Origin of the sequence: Micromonospora lupini (assembly GCF_026342015.1) — a bacterium.
GTDB lineage: Bacteria > Actinomycetota > Actinomycetes > Mycobacteriales > Micromonosporaceae > Micromonospora > Micromonospora lupini_B.
In genome coordinates this window covers 20,711-36,611 of sequence record NZ_JAPENL010000001.1, presented here as the reverse complement: position 1 = coordinate 36,611, position 15,901 = coordinate 20,711, and the positions used below count along the sequence as shown (strand labels likewise).

The 15,901-nt window shown below is 73.3% G+C and carries 13 protein-coding genes; 1 reads left to right on the top strand and 12 read right to left on the bottom strand.

Annotated elements, in window-relative coordinates; genetic code table 11:
- Positions 1–123: 123 nt before the first annotated feature.
- The 8 genes from der to ald form a co-directional block, all read right to left on the bottom strand.
- A complete protein-coding gene (gene der / locus OOJ91_RS00150; protein ID WP_266241149.1) occupies positions 124–1,527 on the bottom strand; it encodes a ribosome biogenesis GTPase Der in 1,404 nt (467 codons plus the stop codon).
- A 156-nt stretch (positions 1,528–1,683) separates the two neighbouring features.
- A complete protein-coding gene (gene cmk, locus OOJ91_RS00145; protein WP_266245211.1) occupies positions 1,684–2,364 on the bottom strand; it encodes a (d)CMP kinase in 681 nt (226 codons plus the stop codon).
- A 196-nt stretch (positions 2,365–2,560) separates the two neighbouring features.
- Complete coding sequence (locus tag OOJ91_RS00140; protein WP_266241147.1) at positions 2,561–3,331, bottom strand: pseudouridine synthase; 771 nt, start codon at positions 3,329–3,331, stop codon at positions 2,561–2,563.
- The gene (scpB, locus tag OOJ91_RS00135) at positions 3,318–4,100 is read right to left on the bottom strand and encodes an SMC-Scp complex subunit ScpB (RefSeq protein WP_439117041.1); all 783 of its coding nucleotides are present in this window, start codon (positions 4,098–4,100) and stop codon (positions 3,318–3,320) included. The genes OOJ91_RS00140 and scpB overlap by 14 nt, the downstream gene beginning before the upstream one ends.
- A 403-nt stretch (positions 4,101–4,503) precedes the next feature.
- Positions 4,504–5,733 carry a segregation and condensation protein A gene (locus OOJ91_RS00130; RefSeq protein ID WP_266241143.1) on the bottom strand — a complete coding sequence of 410 codons (1,230 nt, stop codon included), beginning with the start codon at positions 5,731–5,733 and terminating at the stop codon, positions 4,504–4,506.
- A gap of 41 nt (positions 5,734–5,774) precedes the next feature.
- Positions 5,775–6,698 carry a ParA family protein gene (locus OOJ91_RS00125; RefSeq protein ID WP_007458526.1) on the bottom strand — a complete coding sequence of 308 codons (924 nt, stop codon included), beginning with the start codon at positions 6,696–6,698 and terminating at the stop codon, positions 5,775–5,777.
- A gap of 181 nt (positions 6,699–6,879) precedes the next feature.
- The gene (locus tag OOJ91_RS00120) at positions 6,880–7,872 is read right to left on the bottom strand and encodes a site-specific tyrosine recombinase XerD (protein WP_439117040.1); all 993 of its coding nucleotides are present in this window, start codon (positions 7,870–7,872) and stop codon (positions 6,880–6,882) included.
- Positions 7,873–7,883: 11 nt separating this feature from the next.
- Entirely contained in the window at positions 7,884–8,999 is a 1,116-nt protein-coding gene (gene ald / locus OOJ91_RS00115) for an alanine dehydrogenase (RefSeq protein WP_266241134.1), read from the bottom strand.
- Positions 9,000–9,297: 298 nt separating this feature from the next.
- Here ald and OOJ91_RS00110 point away from each other — a divergent pair, with 298 nt between their 5' ends.
- A complete protein-coding gene (locus tag OOJ91_RS00110; protein ID WP_439117004.1) occupies positions 9,298–9,606 on the top strand; it encodes a TM2 domain-containing protein in 309 nt (102 codons plus the stop codon).
- An 88-nt stretch (positions 9,607–9,694) separates the two neighbouring features.
- Here OOJ91_RS00110 and OOJ91_RS00105 read toward each other — a convergent pair whose 3' ends face one another.
- The 4 genes from OOJ91_RS00105 to OOJ91_RS00090 form a co-directional block, all read right to left on the bottom strand.
- On the bottom strand, positions 9,695–10,333 hold the full coding sequence (locus tag OOJ91_RS00105) for an NUDIX domain-containing protein (RefSeq protein ID WP_266241130.1): 639 nt from the start codon (positions 10,331–10,333) through the stop codon (positions 9,695–9,697).
- The gene (locus tag OOJ91_RS00100) at positions 10,330–12,081 is read right to left on the bottom strand and encodes a CTP synthase (RefSeq protein WP_266241128.1); all 1,752 of its coding nucleotides are present in this window, start codon (positions 12,079–12,081) and stop codon (positions 10,330–10,332) included. Before OOJ91_RS00100 ends, OOJ91_RS00105 begins: the two co-directional genes overlap by 4 nt.
- Positions 12,082–12,244: 163 nt before the next feature.
- Positions 12,245–14,725, bottom strand: coding sequence for a hypothetical protein (locus OOJ91_RS00095; RefSeq protein WP_266241126.1), 2,481 nt, complete (start codon positions 14,723–14,725; stop codon positions 12,245–12,247).
- On the bottom strand, positions 14,725–15,891 hold the full coding sequence (locus OOJ91_RS00090) for a glycosyltransferase family 4 protein (RefSeq protein ID WP_266241125.1): 1,167 nt from the start codon (positions 15,889–15,891) through the stop codon (positions 14,725–14,727). Before OOJ91_RS00090 ends, OOJ91_RS00095 begins: the two co-directional genes overlap by 1 nt.
- Positions 15,892–15,901: the final 10 nt, after the last annotated feature.

Genomic DNA, 15,901 nt, shown 5'->3' with positions numbered 1-15,901 from the left:
CCCACCCGGGTCGTACGAGTCGCGAACCACCGCACACCCCCTACAGCGTCCTAGGAGGGTGGGGGTGAAGAAATGCCGGACGGACCGCGATGGCCCATCCGGCATTTCGACGCGCAGAACAGGTCAGCCGTGCGCCTTGCCGCGGCCGCCGGGCCCGAGCTTCTTGCGGGGGCGTACCGAGATCTCGATGGGGCTGCCCTCGTACCCGAACTCCTCGCGCAGCTTGCGCTCGACGAAGCGCTGGTAGCCGGCGTCCAGGGGGCCTGTGGTGAAGAGCACGAACCGCGGCGGCGCCACCCCGGCCTGGGTGGCGAACAGGATGCGCGGCGCGCGCCCACCGCGCACCGGGTGCGGGGTGGCCTGCACCAGCGCGGTCAGCCACTGGTTGAGGTGCGCGGTCGGCACCCGGGTCTCCCAGCTGGCGAGGGCCTTGTTCAGGGCCGGGGCCAGCTTGTCCACCGCGCGGCCGGTCATCGCCGACAGATTCAGCCGGATCGCCCACGGGATGCGGCGCAGCTCCCGGTCGATTTCCTTGTCCAGGTAGTACCGGCGGTCGGCGTCGACCAGGTCCCACTTGTTGAACGCGATGACGAGCGCCCGGCCGGCCTCGGTGACCATTGTCAGGATCCGCTGGTCCTGCTCGCTGATCGGCTCGCTGGCGTCCAGCAGGACCACGGCCACCTCGGCGGCCTCGATCGCGCCGGCGGTGCGCAGGCTGGCGTAGTACTCGGTGCCGCTGGCCTTGCCGACCCGTTTGCGCAGGCCGGCCGTGTCGACGAGCTGCCAGGTCTGACCGCCGATGTCGACAAGGCTGTCCACCGGGTCCACAGTGGTGCCGGCGACCGAGTCGACGACTGCCCGCTCCTCGCCGGAGAACCGGTTGAGGAGGCTGGACTTGCCCACGTTCGGTCGACCGACGAGCGCGACGCGGCGCGGCCCGCGCGGCCGGTTCTCCACGATCGCCGGGGCTTCCGGCAGCGCGGAGAGGATGGCGTCCAGCAGGTCACCGGAGCCGCGCCCGTGCAGCGCGGACACCGGGAACGGCTCACCGAGGCCGAGCGACCACAGCGAGGTGGCCTCCATCTCGATGGCGGTGTTGTCGGCCTTGTTCGCCACCAGGATCACCGGCTTGGCGCTGCGGCGCAGCATCTTCACCGCGGCCTCGTCCACGTCGGTGGAGCCCACCATCGAGTCGACCACGAAGAGGACCACGTCGGCGGTGACCACCGCCGTCTCGGCCTGCGCCGCGATGGCCGCGGCCCGGTCCTTCGCGTCCGGTTCCCAACCGCCGGTGTCCACCACGGTGAACGACCGGCCGTTCCACTGCGCGTCGTACGGCACGCGGTCCCGGGTCACGCCGGGAACGTCCTCGACGACCGCCTGCCGACGGCCGATGATCCGGTTGACAAGTGTGGACTTGCCCACGTTGGGGCGGCCCACCACGGCCACCACCGGCTGCGGGCCCGTCGGCTCCTCAAGGATGACGTCGGGCTCGCGCAGCTCGACCCATCCCGCACCCTCGCTCATGCCGCTCCTCCGCTTCGCTCCGGAGCGCCATGAGGCACGACCGCGCTGAACCCAATGACTCGCTCGCTACGCTCGCTCATGCCGCTCCTCCGCTTCGCTCCGGAGCGCCATGAGGCACGACCGCGCTGAACCCAATGACTCGCTCGCTACGCTCGCTCATGCCACTCCCCGCTCGGTGAGCAGGTCACGCAGCCGGGCGACGACCTCGTCGATGCCCAGCTCGGTGGTGTCCAGCACGACGGCGCCCGGCGCCTGGGCCAGCGGGTTGACCTTGCGGGTCGAGTCGAGCCGGTCGCGGCGGGCCAGGTCGGCGGCGGTGGCCGCCACGTCGGCGGCGTCCTCGGCGCTGCGCCTGGCGGCACGGGCCGCCTCGGAGGCGGTGAGGAAGACCTTCAGGTCGGCGTCCGGCGCCACGACGGAGCCGATGTCGCGTCCCTCGACCACCATCCGACCGGCGTTGACGATCATCTCGCGCTGCCGGGCAACCAGCAGCTCACGAACGGCCGGCACGGCGGCGACGGCGGAGACCGCTCCGGTCACCTCCGGGCCCCGGATGTGCGCGTCCACGCCCACGCCGTCGACGGTCACGGCGTACCCCTGCGGGTGTGTGCCGATGTGCAGCTTGACCTCGCCGGCGACCTTCGCCACCGACGCGGCGTCGGTGAGGTCCACGCCGGAGCGCAGCACGGCCCACGTGATCGCCCGGTACATCGCCCCGGTGTCCAGGTAGCGCGCACCGATGCCGACGGCGAGGCGCCGCGACACGGTGGACTTACCCGAACCGGACGGCCCGTCCACAGCGACCACACATCGCCCGGCCCGTACGTTTTCCTCCACCGTGTCCTCCTCAGCCCGTACCTCACGGATCGCCCGGTGCTCTGGCGCCGCAAGCGGTTTGTCAATCGTCATCAATCATGCCCGGGGTCCGCGACGGACCCACGCGCGACACCGCCCGAGGCGACCCACGCCACCTCCGGCGGCCGCGTACCCGGCCGTCGCGAGCCTACCGGCAGCCGTACCCCGAACTCGGGGGTCAGTCACCCACCGCGTGGAACAGGGCGGCGACCTCCGCGTTGGTCAGCCGCCGGATCCGCCCGGTGCGCAGGTCGCCGAGCCGGATCGGCCCGATCGCGGTACGCACCAGCCGGGTCACCGGGTGCCCGACCTCGTCCATCAACCGCCGGACGATGTGCTTGCGTCCCTCGTGCAGGCTCAGCTCCACCTGGGCGGATTTACCGAGCGTGTCCACGACCTTGAACGAGTCGACGGTGACCGGCCCGTCCTCCAGCTCGACGCCGGCCAGCAACCGCTTGCTGAGGTTGCGCGGGATCGGCCCCACCACCTCGGCGAGGTAGGTCTTGAGCACCTGGTACGAGGGGTGCATGAGCTTGTGCGCGAGGGTGCCGTCGTTGGTGAGCAGCAGCAGGCCCTCGCTGTCCGCGTCGAGCCGCCCGACGTGGTAGACCCGCTGCTCGAGCCGGGCGCCGATGAAGTCGGACAGCTCGTTGCGTCCCTTGTCGTCCGCCATGGTGGTGACCACCCCGCGCGGCTTGTTCATCGCCACGTAGACCAGGCGGACATCGACCTGGAGGCGCTCGCCGTCCACGTGGATCACCGAAATGGCCGGGTCGACCTTGTCGCCGAGCTTGGCGACGCGCCCGTCCACCGTCACCCGGCGCCGGAAGATCAGGTCCTCGCAGGCACGCCGGGAACCCACGCCGGCGGCGGCGAGCACCTTCTGCAGGCGCTCCGCCCCCTCGTAGACGGGGGCGTCGGACTTCGGGGAACGGTTATCGGGTCGCATCAGCAAGCTCTTCTACGTCGTCGGGCAGGAAGGGTGCGAGGGGTGGCAGCTCGTCGACGGTGTTCAGCCCGAGCTTCTCCAGGAACAGCGTGGTGGTCCGGTAGAGGAACGCCCCGCTGTCCGGTTCGGCGCCGCACTCCTCGACGAGGCCGCGAGTGACAAGCGTACGGATCACGCCGTCGCAGTTGACACCCCGGATGGCCGAGATCCGCGACCGGGTCACCGGCTGCTTGTACGCGACCACGGCCAGAGTCTCCAACGCCGCCTGGGTCAGCCGCACGGACTGCCCGTCCAGGACGAACCGCTCGACGTACGTAGCGTATTCCGGCCGGGTGTACAACCGCCAACCGCCCGCCGCCCGGCGCAGCTCGAACCCGTGCCCGGCGGCCGTGTAGCCGGCGGCGATCTCGTCGAGCATCGGCCCGATCCGCTCGGCCGACTGCTCCAGCACCTGGGCCAGGACCAGCTCGCTGACCGGTTCGTCCACCACCAGCAGGATCGCCTCCAGCGCGCCGCGCAGCTCGCCGTCGGGCAGGTCGGGCGCGGGCTCCGGCGCGGCCGTCACCCGCCGCCGCCCCACAACCTCCCGCCGAGGTACGCCCCCAGCCCCGCCCGCCACACCCGCCCCGGCCTCCGCGGCTGCCCCGATCGTCTCAATCGACTCGGCCGGCTCGGCAGCCTCGGCCGTCTCGATCCAGGCGGCCGGCTCGACAGCTCCGGCCGGCTCGGCGAGCTCGATGGGTGGGGCATCCTCGACCAACTCGGCCAGGTCCGCCGGTTCGGTGGGTCTGTCAGCGATCTTGGAAGATTCCGGCCCCTGGAGGGGCGGTTTGCTTCCAAGATCTTCTGCGGCCGTCGGCGGGACGGTGACCGCCGTGGCCGCGAGTTCCTTGTCGCCTTCGCTGTGGACGTCGGCGGCATCGGAAGACTCGGAGACCGTGTGTGCACCAAGCTGCTCGGGCACCTCCGGCACCGCCGGCACCTCGGGGACAGCGGCGGACGCGAGAGCGTCGGCAGCCTCGGCAGCGCCGGGAGGCTCGGCAGCCTCGGGAGAGCCGGCGGCCTCGGGGGACTTGGGGGCCTCGGCCGGGGTGAGGGCTGGTGGGCGGGGGCGGTCCCACGGGGGAACCCAGGCGGCGGCCTGGTCGGCCAGGGAGTCCCGGCGTTCCTCGTCACTCATCCCGCTCACCCTCCGTCGTTGCCGTCCCGCCCGCTCCGGTGGACTCCGGCTCGCTCTCCCCCGCCGACTCCGGCCCGGCCACGAACGCCGACACCGACCCGGTCTCACCGGCCGATTGCGGTCCGGCCACGAACGCCGATCCCGACCCGGTCTCGCCCGCCGACTGCGGTCCGGGCTCAGCCGCCCACTCCGGCCCGGCCACGAAGGCCGACACCGACGCCGACTCACCCGCCGACTGCGGTCCGGGCTCAGCGGCCGACTGCGGTCCAGCCTCGGCCGACTGCGGGCCAGGTTCGGCGGCCGACTGCGGTCCGGGTTCGCCTGTCGGCTCCGGGGCTGCGGGCGGGTCGGGGTCGGCGGGGGTGCCTGCGTACTCGTCGACGTGCAATTCGGTCTCGCCGTCGACCGGGCCGGTCCAGCGCACGGTCAACTCCTCCAGGGCCTGTTCCTGCACGAAGGCCACCAGACCCTCCCGGTACAGCTCCAGCAGCGCCAGGAACCGCGCCACCACCTCCAGGGTGGCCTCGCAGTCCACGCACAGCAGCGAGAACGTCGCCGTGCCGGCCCGGCGCAGCCGGGACGCGAGGATCGCCGCGTGTTCGCGGACGCTTACCCGGACCATGTGCACGTGGGCGATCGACACCTCGGGCACGGGCTTCGGGGTCATCGCCCGCACGGCCAGCTTCAGCAGCCGCTGCGGGCCGATGCCGAGCACCAGGTCGGGCAGCGCCTCGGCGTAGCGGGGCTCCAGTCTGACCGCCCGGGGATACCGGCGACCGCCGACCGCCTCCAACTCGGCGATGTGGGCAGCCGCCTCCTTGTACGCCTTGTACTGCAGGAGCCGGGCGAAGAGGAGGTCGCGTGCCTCGAGCAGGGCCAGGTCGGCCTCGTCCTCCACCTCGGCGGCGGGCAGCAGCCGGGCCGCCTTCAGGTCGAGCAGGGTCGCGGCGATGAGCAGGAACTCGCTGGCCTCGTCGAGGTCCCAGCTGTCGCCCATGGCGCGGATGTAGGCGATGAACTCGTCGGTGACCGTGTGCAGGGCCACCTCGGTGACGTCGAGCTTGTGCTTGCCGATCAGTTGCAGCAGCAGGTCGAACGGCCCGGTGAAGTTGGCCAGCCGCACCGTGAAGCCGGTGGCCGGCGGGTCGGCAGCGGGGTCGGCGGGCGGCACACCGTCGACCACGGCCGCGGCTTCGGGCGGGTCGAGGGGCGGCGCGGTCACCGCACGACCGTAGTCCACGAAGCGGACACCTGGCGTTCCGGCTACCGCTCCGACTGGGCGGCGATCACCTCGCGGGCCAGCTGACGGTAGTTGCGCGCCCCGGAGGACGCCGGGTCCATCGTCGTGATCGGCGCACCGGCCACGGTGGACTCGGGGAACTTCACCGTCTTGGTGATGACCGTCTGGTAGACCTTGTCGCCGAACGCCTCGACCACCCGCTGGAGCACCTGCCGGCAGTGGGTGGTGCGGCTGTCGTACATGGTGGCGAGGATGCCTTCGAGTTCCAGATCGAAGTTGAGCCGCTCACGCACCTTGTCGATGGTGTCCAGCAGCAGCGCGACGCCGCGCAGGCTGAAGAACTCGCATTCGAGCGGGATGAGCACGCCGTGCGCGACGGTCAGCGCGTTGATCGCCAGCAGGCCGAGTGAGGGCTGGCAGTCGATCAGGATGTAGTCGTACTCCTTGCGGACCGAGCGCAGCACCCGGGCCAGCGCCATCTCCCGGGCGACCTCGTTGACGAGCTGGATCTCGGCGGCGGAGAGGTCGATGTTGGCCGGCAGCAGGTGCAGACCCGCGACGTCGGTCTTGATGAGGACGTCCTCGGCCATCACGTCGTCCTGCATGAGCAGGTTGTAGACGGACAGGTCGAGGTTGTGCGGGTTGACCCCCAGGCCCACCGAGAGCGCGCCCTGCGGGTCGAAGTCGACAAGCAGGACCTTGCGGCCGTACTCGGCGAGCGCCGCGCCCAGGTTGATGGTGGTGGTGGTCTTGCCGACGCCGCCCTTCTGGTTGGCCATCGCGATGATGCGAGCCGGGCCGTGCCGATCGGTGGGCATCGGCTCGGGGATCGGCTTGCGCATGGTGTAGGCAGCCGGGTCCGCCGGACCCAGGTCCGCGCCGAGCGTGGCCTGCTGCTCGCGGAGCTCCGACGTCCAGGTCTCGGCACGGTCACCGTTGCCAGCCATGTCCTCGTTGCCCCCTCCCGACGACCCACCCGGCGTCGGAGCCGTCCGACGTCCTTCGCGGCGCCGCTGCGCACCCCGGTCGTGTCGCCCCAGGAGGTCCGCGCCGATGCCGACTGTACGCCACCGACCAGCAGGGCGTTCGGCACCGGCCCGGCGTGTCGGGGCCGACGACCGCCGGGGGTCAGCCGAGGGCGCGCGGGTGGGCGGTGGCGTACACCTCGCGCAGCCGCTCGACGGTGACGAGGGTGTAGACCTGGGTGGTGGTCACCGAGGCGTGGCCGAGCAGTTCCTGGACGACCCGCACGTCGGCGCCGCCGTCGAGCAGGTGGGTGGCGTACGAGTGGCGCAGGGTGTGCGGGGAGACCGCTGCGGCGCCCTCGACCGGCAGGCCGGCCCGCCCGGCGGCGCGGCGCAGGATGGCCCAGGCGCCCTGCCGGGACAGTGCTCCGCCGCGCGCGTTGAGGAACACCGCGGGGGTGCCCCTGCCGGCGGCGGCCAGCCCGGGGCGGGCCCGGACCAGGTAGGCGCGGACGGCGTCGACCGCGTACCCGCCGATCGGCACCAGCCGCACCCGACCGCCCTTGCCGCGCAGCAGCACGGTGCCCTCGTCGGTGTCGAGGTCGTCGATCGCGGCGCCGATCGCCTCGGAGATCCGCGCGCCGGTGCCGTACAGGAACTCAAGCAGCGCCCGGTCGCGCAGCGCGAGCGGCGCGTCCTCGCCCGTCGCGGTGATCGGGCCGGCGGTCTCCAGGAGCCGGATCACGTCGTCGACTCCCAGCGCGCGGGGTAGCCGGCGCGGCGGGGTGGGCGGGCGGACGTCGCGGCTGGGGTCGGCGCCGGCCAGCCCCTCCCTCAGCGCGAAGCGGTGCAGGCCGCGGACCGCGCTGGCCGCGCGGGCGGCGGACGACACGGCGAGGGGCGGATGGTCGTCGTCGCCGGCGCGCAGTCGGGCCAGGTGCGACTCGACGACGCCGGCGCCGACCGACGCGAGGTCGGCGACGCCGGCGTCGGCCAGGGTCGTGAGATAGCGGTCGAGATCCCGGCGGTACGAGGCGAGGGTGTTCGCGGACAGGCCGCGCTCGACGGTGAGGTGGTCGAGGTAGCCGCGGACGGCACGACGCAGGGCCGGCGCGGGCTCCGCGCCCACGCCGGCCTGCTGCGCGTCCCCGCTCAGACCGCCACCGCTCAGGCCAGGACGTCGGCCAGCGGGAGCACTGTCATGCCGTGCGCGTCGGCGACCGGACCGTAGGTGACCTGGCCGTCGTGGGTGTTCAGGCCCAGGGCGAGGGCCGGGTCGCGGCGCAGCGCCTCGCGCCAGCCGTGGTTGGCCAACTCCAGGGCGTACGGCAGGGTGACGTTGGTAAGCGCGTAGGTGCTGGTGTTCGGCACCGCGCCGGGCATGTTCGCCACGCAGTAGAAGATCGACTCGTGCACCTTGTAGACCGGGTCGGCGTGCGTGGTCGGGCGCGAGTCCTCGAAGCAGCCGCCCTGGTCGATGGCGATGTCGACGAGCACGCTGCCCGGCTTCATCCGGGAGACCAGCTCGTTGGAGATGAGCGTCGGGGCCTTCGCGCCGGGCACCAGCACCGCGCCGATGACCAGGTCGGCGTCGAGCACGGCCCGTTCGACCTCGTACGCGTTCGAGGCGATGGTCTGCAGGTGGCCCCGGTAGATGGCGTCGGCCTGACGCAGCCGGGCGACGTTCTTGTCCAGCAGCAGCACCTCGGACTGCAGGCCGAGGGCGATGGCGGCGGCGTTCATGCCGGAGACGCCGGCGCCGATGACGACGGTCTTGGCCGCGTAGACGCCGGAGACGCCGCCGGGCAGCACGCCGCGCCCACCGCCGGTACGCATCATGTAGAAGGCGCCGACCTGCGGGGCGAGCCGGCCGGCCACCTCGGACATCGGGGCGAGCAGTGGCAACGACCGGTCGGGCAGCTCGACGGTCTCGTACGCGATGCCGGTGACCCTGCGGTCGACAAGCGCGTCCGTGCACTCCTTGGAGGCGGCCAGGTGCAGGTAGGTGAAGAGCACCTGCCCCTCGCGCATCCGGTGGTGCTCCTCGGCGATCGGCTCCTTGACCTTGAGCACCAGCTCGGCGGTGTCCCACACCTCGTCGGCGGTGGCCAGGATCGTGGCGCCGGCCGCGGCGAACTCCTCGTCGGTGATGCTGGAACCGACGCCGGCGCCGGACTCGACGAAGACCTGGTGGCCGCTGCGGGTGAACTCGTTGACGCCCGCCGGCGTGATCGCCACGCGGTACTCGTGGTTCTTGACCTCGCGTGGGATTCCGACCTTCACGATGCAGACACCTCTCTTCGGGGCTGAGTTCCCCCGACTGCGCGGTGCCACGACGGCCCCATTGCCGCCGCGGTCCACCGGTTTCCCCCGACTGCGCGGTGCCACGACGGCCCCAATGCCGCCGCGGTCCACCGGTCCCGCCGGCGGCAGTCTAGGCGCGCCCGGCCCCGCCGGGAGCCAGCACAGTGGCATCCGGTGCCCGGGTGACCTGACGGAGTGTCAGGGCGCCGAACGGGCCGGCGGTGGGACGTCACCTCAGCCGTCAGGACAGTGTTCGCCCATTATCGTCCCATCTGCCGTGTGGCGGTACGGACAGCGGGCGAGTGGATCACTAGTGTGTCCGCCCATGACCACTCCTCCTTACCAGCAGCCCGGGTACGCCCCGGGTTACTCCGACAAGAGCAAGGTCGTCGCGGGCATCCTCGGCATCCTGCTCGGCACCTTCGGGGCCGGTCGGTTCTACACCGGACACACCAAGATCGCCGTTCTCCAGCTCGTCGTGAGCCTGGTGACCTGCGGTGTCGGCGCGCTCTGGGGCGTCATCGACGGCATCATGATCCTGGTCAACGGCGGCACGGACGCGCAGGGCCGCACGCTGCGCGACTGATCGACCGGACACGGCGAAGGGGCCCCGCGGCTGACCGCGGGGCCCCTTTCGTCCGTACACCCTGGCCGGGATGGACCGGCGGCGGCGCTCAGCGCGGCAGCGGCGCGTCCGCACGGCGCAGCTGCGTGAAACCGGTGTCCCTGGCGCGGGCCGCGGCGAGCAGCCCGGCCACCGCGGACGCGTTGGTGATCTCACCGGCCAGGACCATGTCGACCGCCTCGTCCAGGGCCAGCCGGACGATCTGCAGGTCGGCCTCCTCGTCGCGGCGCTCGTGGCGCTCGGACACCGGCACGTAGGCCAGCTCCCGTGCCAGGTAGACCCGGACCAGCTCGTTGGTGAAACCCGGCGAGCTGTGCAGGTCGACGAGCACGTCGATCCGACCGGCCGTGAGGTCGGCCTCCTCGGCCAGCTCCCGCAACGCGGCGGCCGGCAACTCCTCACCGGAGACGTCCATCAGCCCGGCCGGCAGCTCCCACAGGTGCCGGCCGACCGGGTGCCGGTACTGCCGGATCAGCACCACCTGACCGGCGTCGTCGAGAGCCACCACGGCCACCGCCCCGACGTGCCGGACGAGGTCACGCAGCGCGGTCCCACCTCCCGGCATGGTCACCACCTCGCTGACCACGTCGAAGATCCGACCCCGGTAGCGCTCCTCACGGGAGCGCACCTCGTAGCGGTGCTCGACCGCGCTGGTGAGGCCGGTGCTTCGCTCGCTCCGCTCGCTCACGAGGCCGACGCGGCCTTCGTGGCGGCGCCGTTGCGGGCGGCCTTGCGCGCCGACGGGGCCTCCGACGCGGCCTCCAGGTCGACAGGCAACTGGTCGGCCTGCGAGTACGTCACGGCGGCCTTGACGAACGACGCGAACAGCGGGTGCGGGCGGGTGGGACGGCTCTTCAGCTCCGGGTGCGCCTGGGTGGCCACGAAGAACGGGTGCAGATCCCGGTCCAGCTCGATGAACTCGACAAGCCTGCCGTCCGGGGAGGTGCCGGAGATGTGCAGGCCCGCCTTGGTCAGCGCGTCCCGGTAGGCGTTGTTCACCTCGTAGCGGTGCCGGTGCCGCTCGCTGATGTCGGTGCTGCCGTACGCCTCGGCGACGAGCGAGCCCTCGGTCAACGTCGCCGGGTACGCCCCGAGCCGCATGGTGCCGCCCAGGTCGCCCTTGCCGGCGACGATGTCCTCCTGGTCGGCCATCGTGGCGATGACCGGGTGCGCTGCCTGCTCGTCGAACTCCAGCGAGTTCGCGCCGTCCAGGCCGGCCAGGTGCCGGGCCACCTCGATCGTCATGCACTGCAGGCCGAGGCAGAGGCCGAGCAGGGGGATGCCGTTCTCGCGGGCGTACCGGGCCGTGCCGATCTTGCCCTCGATGCCGCGGACCCCGAACCCGCCCGGAATGAGGATGCCGTCCACGCCGGCCAGGGCCGCCGCGGCGCCGGCCGGGGTGACGCACTCGTCGCTGGGCACCCAGCGCAGCTGCACACGCGCCCGGTGACCGAAACCGGCCGCCCTGATCGCCTCGCTCACCGACAGGTACGCGTCCGGCAGGTCGACGTACTTGCCGACCACGGCGACGGTGACCGTGTGCCGGGGCCGGTGCACCCGCTCCAGCAGGTCGTCCCAGCTCGCCCAGTCCACGTCCCGGAACGACAGCCCGAGCCGGCGCACCACGTACGCGTCGAGGCCCTCACGGTGCAGCACCTTCGGGATGTCGTAGATGCTCGGGGCGTCCGGCGCGGCGACGACAGCCTCGGCGTCGACGTCGCAGTACAGCGACAGCTTCTCCTTGAGCTTCACCGGGATCTCCCGGTCACAGCGCAAAACGATGGCGTCCGGCTGGATGCCGATGTTGCGCAGCTGCGCCACGGAGTGCTGGGTCGGCTTGGTCTTCAGCTCGCCCGACGGCGCCAGGTACGGCACCAGCGACACGTGCAGGTAGAAGCAGTTGTCCCGGCCCAGGTCGTGGCGGACCTGGCGGATCGCCTCCAGGAACGGCAGCGACTCGATGTCGCCGACCGTGCCACCGACCTCGGTGATGACCACGTCGGGCAGGACGCCGTCGTCGTCCGGATCGGCCATCGCCAGGATCCGCGACTTGATCTCGTTGGTGATGTGCGGGATGACCTGGACGGTGTCGCCCAGGTACTCCCCCCGACGCTCCTTGGCGATCACGTCGGAGTAGATCTGGCCGGTGGTGACGTTCGCCTTGCCGGACAGCGCCCGGTCCAGGAAACGCTCGTAGTGCCCGACGTCGAGGTCGGTCTCGGCGCCGTCCTCGGTGACGAAGACCTCGCCGTGCTGGAACGGGTTCATCGTCCCGGGGTCGACGTTGAGGTAGGGGTCGAGCTTCTGCATCACCACGCGCAGCCCGCGCGCGGTCAACAGGTTGCCGAGGCTGGAGGCGGTGAGGCCCTTACCCAGCGAGGAGGCGACGCCCCCGGTGACGAAAATGTGCCTGGTCGTCCGTGCTGATGGGGCCAAGGCCTGCTCCCGTGTCGTCTGTCGCGGTCATGCAGACCGCCGTGCTCGATCAGCAAAGTGATCACGCGATCCACGGGATTCCACGGTAACACCTCCACGGCGGGTACTCGCAGGCCGCACCCCGGGCGGGACAGCGCCGGGCCACCGGGACGACGCCCGGCGGTCAGGGAGCGGCAACCTCTGTCGATGGCCGGGCGACAGGCGCGGCCGGTGCGTCCGCCGGCGTGTCGGCTGGTCTGTCCGCCGGTGTGTCCACTGGTCGTCGCTGCGCCGGCGCGGGAGGCGCCCCGGCCGCGTCCGCCGCCGGGCCCCCCTCGGGCGGCTGCGCGGGCCCGTCGGCCACCGCAGGGCCCGCGGGCGCGTCGTCGGGGGCCGGGGGCAGCACGACAGCTGGTGGGGGCGCCGCGGGCGGACCGCCGATCGGCCGGGGATGGCCCGCGCCCAGCGGCCCACCGCCACCTGTCGGACCGTCACCGCCACCGGCCGGCCCGTCGCCCCCGGAGCCCGAGTCGTCGTCCGCCCCGTTCTCCCGGGCGCGGCCCGTGCCAGGCCGGGTCCGGTCGGCGGCGTGCCCGAGGACCCGCAGCGACGCCAGCGCGGCCATCGGCACCACCAGGGCGGCAGCCGCGCCCGCCACGTCCAGTGCCGCGCCGTCGAGCACGCCACCGAGCACCGCCGCGACCGCGGTGCCGCCCAGCGCGGCCCGCACCGCCGGGTAGATGCCGAACAGCCGCATCAGCCCGCCCCACGGCTGCAGCAGGGCGAACCACACCAGCAGCCCACCGGCCAGCGCCAGCACCGTCAACGGGCTGTTCACCAACGTCTCGAAGTTCGCCGTGCTGGACCGGTGCACGGTGAACCCGCCGGTGCCGTCGCCCACCGCGGACAGGAACCGGCCCAGGCTCCCCCGCTCGGCCGCCGGGCGGCGCAGGTCCACCAGGGCGAAGCCGATGCCGACCGCCAGGGCGGCCATGGTGGCCCAGGCCAGTCGGGTGATGGTCAGCCAGCCGCCGGCGCTGATCGCCGCGGCCACGCTCAGCCCGGCGGTCAGCGCGATCGCGCCGACCGGGTCGGCGCCCAGGTACGGGCTGCCGACGACCACCACCGCGAGGCCGCCCACGGCGACCATCACTGCGGGCCGCCAGCGGCGGTGCACCCGCTGCGCGAACCACCCGCCGGTCACCAGCGCGCCGGCGAGGAACACCCCCAGCCCGACAGTGCTCAGCCCGGCGTACCGGCCACCCTGCAACGCCGAGTAGCCGACCACGCTGTTGAGCTGGAGGCTCGACCCGGTGACCACGTCCAGCCCGACCGCCAGGGTCGTGAGGCCGGCCACCGCGCCGAACGGGCCGAGGGTGCTCGCGTACCCGGGGGCGAACCGGACCGCCGCGGTGCCGCCCGCGACCAGCAGCACGGTGACCACGGCGAAGATCCATCCGGGGTGCTCGCCCCGCCACCAGGGCACGGCGTCGGCGAGCAGCGCGGCCGGAACCGTCAACGCGGCCGCCACCAGCAGCAACTCCACCACCGCCACGACGCGGGCGGAGACCGGGGTCGGGCCGGTCGGGCCGGCGTGCGGTCGGGCCCGGCGCAGCAACGGCAGCACCGCCAGGGCCAGCAGCACCTGCAACCCGGCGAGCAGGGCGAAGAACCGGCCGGAGACCGCCCGCTGGGCGGCCGCCTCCCGGTCGGCGTCCGCCGGCGCGTTGATCGCCTCCGTCAGGTCGGCCGGGCGGCCACCGGTGCTGACCGCCGGCCGGCCGAGGAACAGCCGCTCCGGCATCGGCCGGCCCAGCGCGGCCAACGCCGTCGGCGCGAGGTCGACAAGCTGCAGGTAGCCGTCGCGACCGGTGCTCGCCGAGGTGAGCCAGCCCCGCTCCCAGCCCGGCCCGTCGGCGACCGCCACGTGCAGCCGCGACGGGTGCTCGGTGTCGGAGATCCCGGCGACAAGCACCAGCGACCGCTCCGGCCGAGCCGCCAGGACCCGGGCCAACTGGTCGTCGGCAGCCCGCGCCTGCACGGCACGCGCCGCCGGGTCGCTCCCCTCGATCGTGCCGAGGTCGACGATGCTCAGCACGCACGAGCCGAGCAGCCGCCGCGGATCGGCAGGCAGACCCGCGGCGTACCTGTCGACCCGCCCGAACGGGCGGGCGGCGGCCACGGCGGCGCCCGGACCCACGGCGACCGAGCAGCGCACCGACTCCGACAGCGACCCGGGCATGGTGCCCCAGGGCAGCCTCTGCTGGTTGTACTGGACCACGCTCTCCTGGTCGGGCAGGTTCGCGCCGATCCCGTCGGGTTGCTCCACGGCCACGCCGGCGGGCGGGCAGTCGCCATCGGCCCGGGTGCCGTTCCACGCGGCGAAGCTGCCCGCGCCGAGGGTCAGCCACCCGTCGACCGGGCAGGTGGGCCGGTGCGCGGACCGCACCGACAGGGAGCCGATCGAGCCCTCCTGGGCCATCCGCCACAACGTCGGGGTGCTCTGCTGGTCGACGTCCTCCCAGCGCAGCCCGGCGATCCCGGCGAGCACCACGAAGTCGGCGGTGCGCTGCGGCGTGCCCTGGGGTGGCCGGGCGGCCAGCGCGGTGACGCCCAACACCACCACGAGCACTGTCAACAGGGCGGGAGCGAGTCGACGCAGCATCACCGGTGTCCCGTCATCGGCGCGTCGGAGCCGGGGGTCGAAGGACCTGTCGGACGGGCGTCCAGCTCGGCGTAGAGGGCCGCCAGCACGGCCACCGTGTCCTCCTCGGTGGGCCACGTCGCCGCCCGTTCGGCGCCGCGCCGACCCAGCTCGGCCCGGGCCGCCGGATCGTCCAGCAGCGCGCGCACCGCCGCGTCGACGGCGTCCACGTCACCGGCGGGGACCAGCGCGGCGGCGTCGCCGACCAGCTCCGGAAGGCCACCCACAGCGGTCGCCACAAGCGGTACGCCGGCCCGCATCGCCTCCTGGGCGAAGAGCTGCCGGGCCTCCCAGTCGCTGGTGACCACCGCCAGGTCGGCGCCGGCGAGCAGGTCGGCCACGTCCGTGCGGTGCCCCAGCAGGGTCACCGGCGCGCGGGCCGCCGAGGTCCGGGCGGCCAGTGGCAGGTACGCCGGCCCGCTTCCGGCGATCACCACGACCGGCGGCGGGGTACGCGTACGCCAGCGGGCCGCCGCGTCGATCAGCACGTCGTAGCGCTTCTGTGGGTGCAGCCGCCCCACCGAGACGAGCAACTGTTGCTCCGGTCGTACGCCGAACTCGGCGCGGACGGCAGCGCGGCGTCGACGCGGCGCGGGCAGCGTCGGGGCGGCGACCGGGGCGAGTCGGGCGTCGGCGGCGCCCAGCGCGGCGGCCCGCTCGACCAGGTCGGTGGAGGCGCCGAGGGCCACCCGGGCGCCCCGGGCGACCACCCGCTCGACGAGCCGGGAGACCCCGCCGCGCAGGCCGCCCGCGAGGACCGCGTTGTGCCACGTCACGACCACCGGGGCGGACGGACGGGCAAGCACGGCGACGAGACCGGCGCGCAGACCGTGGGCGTGCACCACGTCGACACGCGCGGCGGCGAGCGCCCGCCGCAGGGCGAGCACCGCCCGCGCGTCGGCCGGGGTCGGGCTGGCCGGAATCTCCACCGGCTGGAAACGCGCGCCGACGCCTGTGAAGTCGAACTGCTCCTGGGTGGCCGCCGGCCCGCAGACCAGTACGGTGGCGCCGGACGCGACGAGCCCGCGCGCCACCGAGCGGACGTGCTGGCCGACCCCGCCGGTGCTGGACGCGAGCAGCAGCGCCACGGAGCCCGACCAGCCGGTGGGCAGACTGGTCTCCGTCATCGCGGCCACC